Source organism: Cardiobacterium sp. Marseille-Q4385 (assembly GCF_916618745.1).
Lineage (GTDB): Bacteria > Pseudomonadota > Gammaproteobacteria > Cardiobacteriales > Cardiobacteriaceae > Cardiobacterium.
The window spans coordinates 1,943,581-1,956,129 of sequence record NZ_OU745373.1 but is presented as its reverse complement, the minus strand read 5'-3'; the positions used below and the strand labels follow the sequence as shown (position 1 = coordinate 1,956,129).

The following is a 12,549-nucleotide window of genomic DNA, read 5'->3' as shown; positions in this document are numbered from 1 at the left end:
CCTTTGGCGGGTATCTCTACCCTGAGATTCAGGCGATTCGACTGATTGAATTCCGGCCAGACCTTCATCCTTAAACGATGCCAAGCCGACCTCCTTGACTTATGCCTTGCGGCATACCGCACGCTATACGGCTAAATTCCTTAGCGTTATAGATAGGCGTGACCATAATCTTAACTTAGGCAGTTCTACATTTCTACCTTATCTTTCCACTTTATTACAAATCATCAAGTATTATGCAATCCGTCTTCCCTGCCTTTCCTTGCAAAATCCGCAGGATAGCTTGAAAAAAGCGCTATTATGCCTACCTAAAAACCTTACCAAAAAAAGCTATCTCCATGATTATGCGTAACTATTGCACATTGCTTCTTTCCTTACCGCTCGCCCTTGCCATCCATGCGGCACCTCTTGACAGCAGCCGTCTGGTACAGGATGCCCGCGCGCAAATCGGCGTTACCACTGGTTATGACGGCAGCTACCGCAATTTAGCCTATCCGCTGGGCGACGTGCCTATTGAAACCGGCGTCTGCACTGACGTTATTATCCGCGCGCTGCGCCAGCAGGGTATCGACCTGCAACAGCGTGTGCACGAAGACATGGCGCGGCATTTCAGCGCCTACCCGCGCCTGTGGGGTCAAAAAACCACCGATCGCAACATCGACCACCGCCGCGTCCCCAACCTGGAAACCTACCTGCGCCGCCACGGCGAAAGCCTGTCTCTGGAAGATCGCGACAGTTACCAAGCGGGCGACATCGTCACCTGGCGCCTGCCCGGTAACCGGCCACACATTGGCATCGTTTCCGACCGCCGTGCTGAAGACGGCACCCCGCTCATCATCCATAACATCGGGCGTGGCACCCAGGAAGAAAACATCCTCTTCGCCTACCCCATCACCACCCACATCCGCTACCAACCATGACTAAAAGCCTCCTCGCTACCACTGCCCTGCTCCTCACCGTTCCGCTTGCCTTTTGGCTTACCGGCTGGCACTGGCAGGCAGCCACCCCCGGCAACTACCCGCTCTACCTCATCACCCAGACTGCCGGCAAATACGGCATTCTCCCTATCAGCGCCGGCCTTTACGCCTTGCTGTGGTGGACGCACCGCCGTGGCGAAGCGCGCGCCCTGTTGCTCGTTGCCTTCCTTGCCATTGGCAGTACCCAGGTCGCCAAAGTCCTGCTCAAACCACTCATCGCCGAACCGCGTCCCTACGTCGTCGCCATGACGGATGCCGATCCATCCCGCATCCACGCTTTTTACGCCCAGCCACGTTCAGAGCGTCGTGCCTACGTCACCCACTACTACGCCGACGGCGCGACCCCCGCCTATCTCAGCGCACACCGCGCCAGTGAGACCGGATACAGCTTCCCCTCCGGCCACAGCCTCTTTGCCACCAGCTGGGCGTTACTCTTCGCCGGTATCATCGGCTACGCCAACCGTCGCCGGCGCCTCGTCAGCACTGCCGTCACTCTTTGGGCGATGCTAGTCATGACGAGCCGCGTCACGCTAGGTCTGCACTACCCCATCGACCTCGCAGGTGCCATCCTCCTCGCCTGCGCTATCTCCCTACCGCTGCTGCATGCCTGGCAACGGCGTCATCACTCGCCACGTCTGCGTCGCCTGCTCAGTTATCTGACAGCCTCCCCACGAAATTTATAAAAGAGTTTCATGCGGCCCCCGCTGACAAACGCGCCCACGTCAGACAGCCAATGGCGGCGACGGCGAGCACCAGCCCCGCCACATGACGCAGCAACAAACGTTCGCCAAAGAACCCGGCACCGACCAGCGTCCCCAGCGCAATTACCCCCACATTCATCCCGGCGAAAACCACGCTGGGATTCTCCTTCATCGCCGTATGCGCCTTGATATAAAAAACAATATTGCCCACATTGAGCACACCGAGCAACACGCCTGCGGCACAGGCTGCCGCTGATACCCGTACCCGTCGCCAGCACACATAACCCGCCATCAGCGCCCCGGCCAGTACAAACGTGACCAGCAACAACGAAGTCACCTTTGCCTGCTGCGATAACGCCTTCAACAACACATCAATCACGCCATAACCCGCCCAGACGCCGACCAGCAGCCATGACGCGCGCTGACTTTCCTTTGCCTCACCATAGGCGAGCAGACAGAAGAGCGCAGCAAAGACCAATCCGATCCCGACGAGCGACCACGGCGATAACTGCTCACGAAAAAGCACAAACGCAGAGACAAGCGGAATCACCAGCGCGAGACGCTGCGCCGCATCGGCACGGACAATCCCCGCAGCCTGCACCGCACGCCCCATCACGATAAACACCGACGGCAAGAGCACACCGAGCGCGGCAAACAGCCACCACCCTTCCCGCCAAACAGCAGCATCGGGTAACGACGGCCGCGCCACCAGCCATAACGTAAACGCCGCCGTCGGATAATTGAGCGCGACCAGCAGCGCCACCTCCCAGCTACGCCGCCGTGCCACCTTGAGCAATACCGACACCGCGACACTGCAACAGACACTCAACAACAAAAAAACCATGACGATCTCCAAGCGGATAGAAAAACAGGCGGCGCATCATGCCACAAAACGCGCAACCCTCCCGCTTGCCGGCAACCGCCCTGCCCTCCTCTACGAATCCCGCTGCCATCCCGCTTATCCCTTCGTACGCGGCAAAAAATCATCACTTGCCAAAGAAGCGTGTACTGATACTCCGCCAAGCGGCGTAAACACTAAGCCCGTCAAGCGGTAAGGTTATGGGATTTTTGTCGCGCACGAAGCATCGCCGCTTAAAAATTCCTCTCACTGCGAGACGCGTGCCTATCCCGCTTAATGACAACTGCGCGCTTCGCTGATGGCGATGGGCGTGCTTTGTCCGCCGGTCACGTCATATGCCTGCACGGAGCATTGCGAAGAGAGGCTGCCGCGCATTGCGGTGAGCAGCACGAACTCATAATCATGATCCTTGTCCGGAATGAAGGTCGCGCCGACGCCGCACGACATGCGGCTTTCCGGCGTGTTGGTCAGCATCAGCGTGAAAGGCTCGCCCGCGCGCACATAAAACTCGGCGTAATCGCGCGCCTTGCTGTGATTCGGGTCGGGGATACTGAGATTACGATCGCGGAAGCCCTTGCTACCGACAATGCCGCCGAGGATGGTGCCGGTCTGCTCGCTGTTCCAGTCCATGCAGCTGGTGTTGGGCGAGCCGCGCACCAGCATATTGGCGGAGACGCGCACCCGGGCGCGATCGCCGTCCTGCGGCTCAACCATTGGCTTGAACTGGGTGCCGATGCTGTGGATGGCGGTGCAGGCGGTGAGCAGGAGCAGCAGGGGGAACAGGGCGCGAGGCTTCATAGAGATTCCTTGATTGATAGAAAAGATGCAGATTGTAACGATTGACCGGCGTGTGCGTCCAAATGGCTGCGCGACACGGCCTTTATAATGGCAGCACATCACCATCGGACACCGTCATGACATCACGCCGCGCCAACCCCTTCATCCTCTTCCTGCTCATCCTCCTGCTCCTCCTCACGGCGGGCGGCAGTTACTATCTGCGTTACCTGGCGGATAACTTCGACCGTAGCCAGCCTTTCATCCCCCGCAGTCAGCCGCCCATCAGCACCGCCTCTGCCGACGCCGCCGCGCTGATGGCACAGGTGGACACAACAGCTGCACCACCACCCACTACCGCCCGCCACTTGCCGGAGATGCTGCCGCCACTAACCCTGAGTGAAAGAGAAACCGACGCCCTGCTGCGCGCAGGTTCGGCAGCCTACACACGTGGCGACCACGCCGCCGCCTTCAGCGTGTTCCGGCAATTAGCCGCCGCAAGCAACGCGCTGGGGCAATACAACCTCGGCGTGTACTACCGCGACGGTCTCGGCGTGGCGCAGGACTACGATGCAGCGCGGCGCTGGTTCGAGGCCGCTGCCGCACAGGGCTACGACGACGCGCTGAACAACCTCGGTGTGCTCTACGACCACGGCCTCGGCATCGCGCAGGACAGCAATCGCGCACGGCAGTACTTCGAGCAAGCGGCAGCGAAGGGCAACCCCTACGCCATGTACAACCTTGGCGTACTCTACGAAAACGGACGGGGAATAGTGCAGGATAGCGGGAAAGCAAAGTATTGGTTCGAAGAGGCGGCAACGTCAAAAAATGGCGACATCTCCACCGCTCTCACCGCGCGATACGGCACGGCAGTACAACAATTTGTTATAGGACATGAGGCCTTGCTGCGCGCGGGATTGGCAGCACATACGCGTGGCGATGATGCCACCGCCTTCGAACTATTTTCACGACTGGCAGCGGCAAATAATCCCGATGGCCAATACAACCTCGCCATCTTTTATCGTGACGGTCTGGGGACAGGGGCAAGTGCTGCTGCCGCAGAACGCTGGTTCGAGCGTGCCGCCGAGTACGGGCATGATGGCGCCATGAACAATCTTGCCGTTCTGTATCTGACGGTAAATGCCGTAACGAGCGGCATCAGATACGAAACCAACGAGCTCCGCCAGTCAAAAGCCCGCTCTTGGCTGGAAAACGCCGCAGGACGCGGCAACGCCTACGCTGCCTACAACCTCGGCATCCTGCACCACAAGCAAGGTGATATGGATGCCGCCACCAAATGGTTCGACAAAGCCGCCGAAATCGCGCGGGAAACACGCAACATCAGCGCAACAAGAGAGATGCCATCCCGCCTGCATTACATGGCAGGCGATAGCGGCTGTATGCCGTGGCAGATAGAGGCAACAGAAACCGCTGTGGGGTTGATACAGTTCGGCTTGCTACAAACTGCAGACTGCGCACCGCCACGCAGTGACGACAAACCGGCGCAGATTACCCTGAACGCCTGGGTGCAAAGCGGCATCATGGCAGAAGCGCAAAATCATGATGTATGGGCGTGGTACCAATACAAAAAAGCTGCCGAAGCGGGGCATCCCGTCGCGCAGAACAACTTCGCCGACTTCTACCGCGCAGGACGCGGTCTGCCGCAAGACGGCGTCCTCGCGCGGCAATGGTTACAGCGGGCGGCAGAACAGGGTTACGCCAAAGCGCAAAACAACCTCGCCGTGCTTTACCAGACCGGCGCGGGTGGTGAAAAAGACGAAAAAGCCGCGCAAGGGTGGTATGAAAAAGCCGCTAGACAGGGTTTCACCCTCGCGCAAGGTAACCTCGGCACACTGTACGCCCAAAAAGCGGATGAGCGCATGGCGCAGTTGCAGAGAGACGAAGACACCCTGGGGCATCTCTTTTCCCGACCTGACAACCAGCTGAAAACCGCCCTTGCGCAGGAAATCGCAGACATCAATCGAAACTACGCCCTCGCGCACTACTGGCTGGAAAAAGCCGCCGCACAGCAGGACGGCATCGCCGCCTACAACCTCGCCAGCCTCCACGCGCGGGGGCGCGGCAACACACGCGACCTCGCCCAATCGCGCCGCTACTACGAACAGGCGGTGGCACAAGGCGTCAAAGAAGCACGAGCTGCCCTGTTCGTCGTGGATGCGCTGGCAAGCGGCAAAAAACCGGATAAGCAGATCATAGAAAATCTCCTCCGGATACTCGACGATAAAGAAAGATCCGACGGGCGCGATTACGACAACGAGAAAAAAGCCGTCGCCGCCTACACCATCGGCTGGCACTACCTCAGCGGCGCTGGTGTGGCGCGCGATCTGGTGAAAGCGCGCTGGTGGCTGGAACGGGCTGCCGACCTGGGACTGGCGGAAGCACAATACAGCGTCGGCAACCTCGATTTTTACAGCGAAGGCTTCACCGCACGGGGCGGACGCGAAAGAAGCGCGGTGGACAATGCGCGCGACAAATACAACGCCGCCCGCCACTGGGCAGCCGCTGCAAAACAAGGTCATCGCAATGCGGCAGCAAATCTTGCTATTTGGTGCGAACAGCGGCGGGGGCGGCTTGACTGGTACATAACGGAAGGATGGTGCGGGCAGGCTGCCGCTGAATAACACAATCACCCCGGATATAGAGCGGGCTACAGCCTGTCACGCAAATCAAGTACACGGCTTTCGCCCACACCGTACGAAACCACAATCCCCTGGCGACAGCGCCGCTATACAATGTCCGCCTTTCCCCAACCAAAGACACTCCATGCGCAAAACTCTCTTATCCCTCGCCCTGCTTGCCGCGCCTTTCGCCACCGCACAGCAATCCGAGCCGCTGCCGCAGGAAACCCTTGACACCATCATCCAGAACCTCAAAAACGGGCGCAACACCGCTGCCATGGTCGAATACATCGATAGCATCAACCGCGTCCCCTTCTCAGATGACATCTACGAAATCACCTACAAAGACAAAAACAACGAAATCCTCTACGTCAACAAAGACGGCAGCTACATCTTCCAGGCCGACATCATCTCCGTACCGAACGCGCTGAACATCACCCGCGAGCGCCGCGAAACCCTGGCCGCTGCCAAAGGCATCACGAGCGAAGACGATAAAAAAGGAAGCGCCGCGAAAAATCCGGACGACCCGCCACCGAAAGCCGGCAAACAAAAAGGCGACGGCCAATTTGCTGCCCTGCCAGTCGCACTCGCGCAAAAAGAGAAAAAAGGTGACGGCAGTCGTCGCCTGTGGATTGTCACCGCGCCCGACTGCGACATGTGCAAAACGCTGGAAGAACAGCTTGGCAGCATCAGCGACGTCACCCTCTACCGCTATCTCTACACCGCAAGCGACGCCGCCCGCCAGCGTGCGCTGGCCATCAACTGTCACCACAACCCGCCGGAAGCGCTGCGTGATCATCTGCTCTACGGCCTGCACAGTGAAGAAGCGCCGAAAGAAGACTGCGCCGCGCGCGAAGGCGAGAAACTCAAACAAATCAAAGAAGAGACTGGCGAGGCCGACCGCGCCGAACTACCCGTACTCACCTTCCCGGACGGCTACGAAACGCGCGTCCTCGCCGCTACCAGCGAAGAACTCGACAGCTGGATCACCATGCACCAGCCTGCAAAAAGCGACGACAAACCTGCCGAGGCCGAACCTGTAACAAACACGGACGGCAACGCGACAGCCGCTACCGATAATCCTGCTCCTACAAGCGGCGAAGACAGCGACCCGACCCCGACCGATATTCAGCCTACTGCCGAAGACCGCGAACCTGCCGCAGATGCTGCCCCCGCTACCGACCAGCCCGTCAATGCCCAGGCCCAACCCGCTCCGAATGGCACCCCCGCCGCTAATCCAAACGGTGGCCGCGTCAAGATTGATGCCCCGCCCATCCGCCCGCGTCCGTAAAGAGTGCGATTGACTGTCAACACAAACAAAACCCTTCCTTGCTTGCAGAGGAAGGGGTTTTTTATGCCGGTTGCTTTGTCGTGTACACAAGGAAGAAGAGACCCTAAAAACCCCGCCGGGGCGGGGTTTTTAGGGATTCAAGCGGTAGCCATGTTTTCCCGCATGCGGCTAAGGTAGTCGCGCAGGAGTTCGCGTTCGCCTTCGTTGAAATTTTTGAGCGCCGCTTCTTTGGCCTCGACTGCAATTTCGTGCATATGATTCATTAGCGGCTGGCTTTTTTCGGTGAGGAAGATGAGGTTAGTGCGGCGGTCTTGCGGGTCCTGACGGCGGTCAAGCAGGCCGTCTTTTTCAAGTTTGTCGATTTGCCGCGTCAGCGTCATCGGCGCAAGGTCCATGTATTCGGCCAATTTGGTCTGGCTGACACCTTCGTAGCGCGAGAGGTAGGTGAGCAATGTCCATTGGGTTCGGGTGATGCCGTAGTTGCGCACCCGCCGATCGTAGTAACGGTTCATCAGGCGCGTGGTATCGTGCATCAGGAAGCCGAAGCCGTGACGCAGGTCATCCAGGCTGTGCTGTTCTTCTATCATGTTTTGGTCTCTTTCTTTTTCGCGGTCGCTTTGCTGCGGCTGTTTTTCCCTGTCGCACTGCCGCTTTTTTTCGCGGTTTTGCCAGCCGTCGCCTTGTTGGTTGCCCCCCGCTTCGCTTTGCGCTCCCTGGCTTTTTCAAGCAGTTCGAGCGCGGCTTCCAGTTCGAGGGTCGCGGGTTCTATCGTTTTTGGGATAGATGCGTTAATACTACCATTTGTTACATATGGACCAAAGCGACCATTTAATATTTGTAATATCTCCTCGCCATTTTTTATCTCTTTTATATATTTTTGGCTATCGGCTTCTTTTTTGGCGGCCACAAGTTCAAGGGCACGTTCGAGGGTGACGGTAAACGGGTCTTCGTCTTTGGGCAGGGAAACGTAGCGCTTGCCGTAGCGGATGTAGGGGCCGTAGCGGCCAATATTGGCGACGAGTTCGCCGTCTTCTTCGCTCATGCCGATGACGCGCGGCAGTTTGAAGAGTTCGAGCGCTTCTTCCAGGGTGATGGTGTCCATGCTGCGCTCGGGCGGGATGCTCGCAAACAGGGGTTTTTCTTCGTCGTCTTTGCTGCCAATTTGCACGAAGGGCCCAAAGCGGCCGAAGCGGGCGGTCACAGGCTTGCCGCTTTTCGGATCGGTGCCGAGTTCGCGCGCCTGCATGACTTCTTCGCGCGAGATGTCTTTTTTCTCGTCAAGGCGTTCGGAGAAGGCGCCCCAGAAGTCGCCTAGCAGTGGTTTCCATTGGCGTTCGCCGCGCGAGACGGCATCAAGGTCGTCTTCGAGGCGGGCGGTAAAGTCGTAGTCCACGTAGCGCTCAAAGTGTTTGGTGAGGAAGTCGTTGACGACTTTGCCGATGGTGGTCGGGATGAAGCGGCGGTTTTCTTGTTCGACGTATTCGCGCTCTTGCAAGGTGCCGATGATGCTGGCGTAGGTAGAGGGGCGGCCGATACCGTTGGCTTCGAGTTCTTTGATGAGCGCGGCTTCGGAGTAGCGCGGCGGCGGCTGGGTAAAGTGCTGGCTGCCGGTGATGTCGTGCAGCTGGATGCGGTCACCGTTTTTCATTGGCGGCAGCAGGCGGTTGTCGTCGTCTTCGTCTTTGTTGTCCTCGCGTTCTTCCTGGTACACGCTCATGTATCCGGGGAATTTGACGGTGCTGCCGCTGGCACGGAATTGGTGTTGCTCGCTGCCGGCGTAGAGCTCAGCGCTGATGTTTTCGAGGATGGCAGAGGCCATTTGTGAGGCGACGGCGCGTTTTCTGATGAGTTCGTAGAGTTTGTATTCGTCGCCGCTGAGGCCAAGCGAGGCACCATCCCGGCCGCAGTCGGTGGGGCGGATGGCTTCGTGCGCTTCCTGGGCATTCTTGGATTTGGTTTTGTAGTGGCGGGGTTTGTCCGGCAGGTAGTTCGCGCCGTATTGTTGGGCGACCCAGTCACGAATGGCGGCGATGGCTTCTTGGGCGAGGTTGACGGAGTCGGTCCGCATGTAGGTAATGTGGCCTTCTTCGTAAAGACGCTGCGCGACGCGCATGGTTTTTTGGGCACCAAAGTAGAGTTTGCTCGCTGCCGCCTGCTGCATGGTGGAGGTGGTAAAGGGCGGCGCGGGGTTGCGCTTGCTGTCTTTTTTGTTGATGTCGGCGACAAGCAGGTTGCCCTGGGCGGCAGCTTTCAGGGTATCAATGGCGGTTTGGGTATCGGCGGCGTTGGTGAAGCTGAATTTTTTGGTTTTTTCGCCGTTGTAAATGGTGAGTTTGCCGGGGAAGGTCTGACCTGCGTGGCTAAGGGCGGCAGCGATGTCCCAGTATTCTTCGCTGTTGAAGGCCTCTATTTCCCGCTCACGTTCGACGATCATGCGCAGGGCAGGCGATTGGACGCGGCCGGCGGAGAGTCCGGGGCGGACTTTGCGCCACAGCAGTGGTGAGAGGTTGAAACCAACGAGGTAATCCAGCGCACGCCGCGCTTGTTGGGCGTTGACGAGGTCCATTTCAAGATGACGCGGGTTGGCAACGGCCTGCTGGATGGCGTTTTTGGTGATTTCGTGGAAGGCGACGCGATAGAGGTTTTTGTCGCGCAGGGCGCCGCGTTCGTGCAGGATTTCTTTGAGATGCCAGGAGATGGCTTCGCCTTCGCGGTCGGGGTCAGTCGCGAGGTAGATGTTTTCGGCGGCTTTGGCCGCTTTGGTGATTTCGTTGACGTGGCGGGCGTTGCGCTCGATGATTTCGTAGTGCATGGTGAAATCGTCGCCGGTATCAACCGCACCGTTTTTCGGGATAAGGTCACGTACGTGGCCGTAAGAGGCCATGACGGCGTAGTCCTTGCCGAGATATTTGTGCAAGGTTTTGGCTTTCGCCGGGGATTCGACGATGAGGAGGTTTTTGCTCATGGGATACTTTCGCTTTTGCGGTTTCAGGTGACGCGCTGGAACATGCCGCCTGGCAGCGCAGCGACGCGCCCGTCCAGCTCAAGTATTATCAGCATGGCCGAAATTTCCGCACTCGTCAATTCTAGGCGTGGCACGAGATCGTCCACGCGGCAGGGGTCATATCCCATCGCTTGCAGCAGGCGTTCTTCGGGAGTATCGGCGGCTGCTACGGTAGCCTCCGGAGCGTTTTCCGGTTGTTGTTGTTGCAATTCCAGGTTGGCGCAAGCAAGTGGATAGAGTTCTTCCAGCACGTCTTGCGCGGTTTCGATAAGTTTGGCGCCTTCGCGGATGAGGCGGTGGCAGCCTTTGACCAGTGGGTTGTGGATGGAACCGGGAATGGCGAAGACTTCCCGCCCCTGTTCAGCGGCGAGACGGGCAGTGATGAGCGAACCGCTTTGCGCCGAGGCTTCGACAACGAGGACACCGAGCGAAAGGCCGCTGATGATACGGTTGCGACGCGGAAAATTGCCAGCGCGCACGCCAGTGCCGATAGGATATTCGGAGACGATAGCGCCATGCGCGGCGACACGGTGGGCAAGATCACGATGGCGGGCGGGATAGACGCGGTCGAGGCCGGTGCCAACCACGGCGATGGTATTGCCGCCGCTAAGTGCACCTTCGTGCGCAGCACCGTCAATGCCGAGGGCAAGACCGCTGGTGACAGTCAATCCCGCTTGTGCAAAGGCTTCGGCGAAGGCGTGGCAGGTGCGCAAGGCCGGTTCGCTGGCGTTGCGGCTGCCAACGATGGCAATTTGTGCGGTAGTGAGCAATGCCGGGTTGCCCTGCACGAAAAGTAGCGGCGGCGGGTCGGGAATTTCGCGCAAAAGCGGCGGGTAAGCGGGATCGTCATAAGGAATGATATGACGCAAATCATTGCCCGCAGCCAGCCAGTCCATGTCGGCATTCGCCGCTACATCATGTTCTGCCGCCTGCCAGACGCTGATTTGTTCGGCACGGTATTGTGGCAGGCGTTTGCGGATTTCTGCTGTCGGCGCATGAAAAAACGCTTCCGGCGAGCCAAAAGCTTCCAGAAGCGTTTGATAGGTCTTGCTGCCGACGCCTGGTGCACGCAGGAGCGCACACCAAGCGCGTAGGTTCGCCGTCATCAGGGATGAACGAGCGTGTCGGTTTCGTAGATGCTCTGGGTAGAATCGAGCACAAAGCCGATACTGACATCATCGTACACACGGATAATCATCAGATAGCCGATGTCTTTACCCGGCACTTGTACCGGCTGACCTTTCATCACACGACCCGGACCTTCGCGGACAATCTTCCAGACATCACCCACTTGCGCGCCGTTATCACGGCCGAAGCTGGTGATGACCGTATCGAATTCCTTGATGGTCGGATAAATGTTCGAGCTGCGGACGATGTAACCGCGCGAGCATTGTCCAGTCGGCATTTTCGGGAAGTAGTTGGCAGGTTCTTCGTGGGCATTGATCGGCAGGATGACATCTTCTTCCTGCATCGGCTCAACGGCCTCGAGAATATGCAGCTTGGTCAGGTCGGTTGCCACGTCGTAACCGGTAACGGCAACGTCACCGATATGGCGCATTTCATAGCCAACAACTTGATTTTTCTTGCCATCCTTGAGAATCGGGGCACCCACGACACGGAAGACACCGAATTCCTGATCCTGCTGGGGATTGTTTATGCCTCTTGCATAAATTTCCTGCTGCTCGGTGAGGGTCAGGTAATCGCCGGCATCGCCGAGGATGAACGGCAGATTCTGGATTTCGTTTGATCTCAGGATGCGTGTCTTCAAGGCGTGAGCCTGTACCACATCAGCGGCGATGGAAACCGGACGTGAACCGAAATTATCGACACGCATATGCGGTGAATAGCGGACAATCGGCAGACCGTCACGCGTTCTGCGACCGGTCTCAACGCCGTGATATTCCTCGTTCGCTTCGACAATGGTGACCCGCTTCGATCCATTGATGGAGACTACGCTCAACACGTCGCCCGGATAAATCATGTGCGGGTTTTTCACCTGCGGGTTGTCATACCAAATATTGGTCCAGTACCACGGCAGGACGAGGAAACGCTTGGAAATACCCCACAGCGTGTCGCCTTTCTTGACCACATAACGCATCGGCACTTCCGATTCCTGACGGAACGCCTCATCCGTATTAGCAAGCACCTTCGGGAAACTACCATCGTTGAGACACAGTTCCGTCGGGCGCTCCTGCCGGTTCTGGAACGGATCGCGGGCAGAAGAACAACCGGCGATGACGACGGCAAGGGCAAGGCCCAATCCTGTAATATGGGTTTTCAACACAATAAATACTCCTATCTGAACAC

The 12,549-nt window shown here is 58.2% G+C and carries 11 protein-coding genes; 5 read left to right on the top strand and 6 right to left on the bottom strand.

Annotated elements, in window-relative coordinates; all coding sequences use genetic code 11:
• The first annotated feature begins 341 nt into the window (after window positions 1-341).
• Both LG374_RS09375 and LG374_RS09370 read left to right on the top strand, forming a co-directional pair.
• Entirely contained in the window at window positions 342-917 is a 576-nt protein-coding gene (locus LG374_RS09375) for a DUF1287 domain-containing protein (RefSeq protein ID WP_370639338.1), read from the top strand.
• Window positions 914-1,657 carry a phosphatase PAP2 family protein gene (locus tag LG374_RS09370; RefSeq protein ID WP_225757445.1) on the top strand — a complete coding sequence of 248 codons (744 nt, stop codon included), beginning with the start codon at window positions 914-916 and terminating at the stop codon, window positions 1,655-1,657. Before LG374_RS09375 ends, LG374_RS09370 begins: the two co-directional genes overlap by 4 nt.
• Before the next feature lie 7 nt (window positions 1,658-1,664).
• On the opposite strand, the gene LG374_RS09365 is transcribed toward LG374_RS09370, so the two are convergent.
• Window positions 1,665-2,519, bottom strand: coding sequence for an EamA/RhaT family transporter (locus LG374_RS09365; RefSeq protein WP_370639311.1), 855 nt, complete (start codon window positions 2,517-2,519; stop codon window positions 1,665-1,667).
• Between LG374_RS09365 and LG374_RS09360 the strand changes: the two genes are divergently transcribed.
• Window positions 2,464-2,730 (top strand): hypothetical protein, encoded by a 267-nt coding sequence (locus LG374_RS09360; RefSeq protein ID WP_225757443.1) that lies wholly within the window; start codon window positions 2,464-2,466, stop codon window positions 2,728-2,730. The genes LG374_RS09365 and LG374_RS09360 overlap by 56 nt on opposite strands.
• Window positions 2,731-2,807: 77 nt before the next feature.
• Here the strand turns inward: LG374_RS09360 and LG374_RS09355 are convergent, their stop codons facing one another.
• The gene (locus LG374_RS09355) at window positions 2,808-3,332 is read right to left on the bottom strand and encodes a hypothetical protein (protein WP_225757442.1); all 525 of its coding nucleotides are present in this window, start codon (window positions 3,330-3,332) and stop codon (window positions 2,808-2,810) included.
• A gap of 116 nt (window positions 3,333-3,448) precedes the next feature.
• Here LG374_RS09355 and LG374_RS09350 point away from each other — a divergent pair, with 116 nt between their 5' ends.
• Both LG374_RS09350 and LG374_RS09345 read left to right on the top strand, forming a co-directional pair.
• On the top strand, window positions 3,449-5,950 hold the full coding sequence (locus tag LG374_RS09350) for a tetratricopeptide repeat protein (protein WP_225757441.1): 2,502 nt from the start codon (window positions 3,449-3,451) through the stop codon (window positions 5,948-5,950).
• Window positions 5,951-6,092: 142 nt separating this feature from the next.
• Complete coding sequence (locus tag LG374_RS09345) at window positions 6,093-7,238, top strand: disulfide isomerase DsbC N-terminal domain-containing protein (RefSeq protein ID WP_225757440.1); 1,146 nt, start codon at window positions 6,093-6,095, stop codon at window positions 7,236-7,238.
• A gap of 137 nt (window positions 7,239-7,375) precedes the next feature.
• On the opposite strand, the gene LG374_RS09340 is transcribed toward LG374_RS09345, so the two are convergent.
• From LG374_RS09340 to LG374_RS09325, 4 genes are read right to left on the bottom strand one after another with little or no spacing between them, the layout of a single operon-like run.
• Window positions 7,376-7,825, bottom strand: a complete 450-nt coding sequence (locus tag LG374_RS09340; RefSeq protein WP_225757439.1) for a MarR family winged helix-turn-helix transcriptional regulator — start codon at window positions 7,823-7,825, stop codon at window positions 7,376-7,378.
• Window positions 7,822-10,203 carry a type I DNA topoisomerase gene (topA, locus tag LG374_RS09335; protein ID WP_225757438.1) on the bottom strand — a complete coding sequence of 794 codons (2,382 nt, stop codon included), beginning with the start codon at window positions 10,201-10,203 and terminating at the stop codon, window positions 7,822-7,824. The genes LG374_RS09340 and topA overlap by 4 nt, the downstream gene beginning before the upstream one ends.
• A 23-nt stretch (window positions 10,204-10,226) precedes the next feature.
• On the bottom strand, window positions 10,227-11,348 hold the full coding sequence (gene dprA / locus LG374_RS09330) for a DNA-processing protein DprA (RefSeq protein WP_225757437.1): 1,122 nt from the start codon (window positions 11,346-11,348) through the stop codon (window positions 10,227-10,229).
• Entirely contained in the window at window positions 11,348-12,526 is a 1,179-nt protein-coding gene (locus LG374_RS09325; protein WP_225757436.1) for a LysM peptidoglycan-binding domain-containing protein, read from the bottom strand. The genes dprA and LG374_RS09325 overlap by 1 nt, the downstream gene beginning before the upstream one ends.
• Window positions 12,527-12,549: the final 23 nt, after the last annotated feature.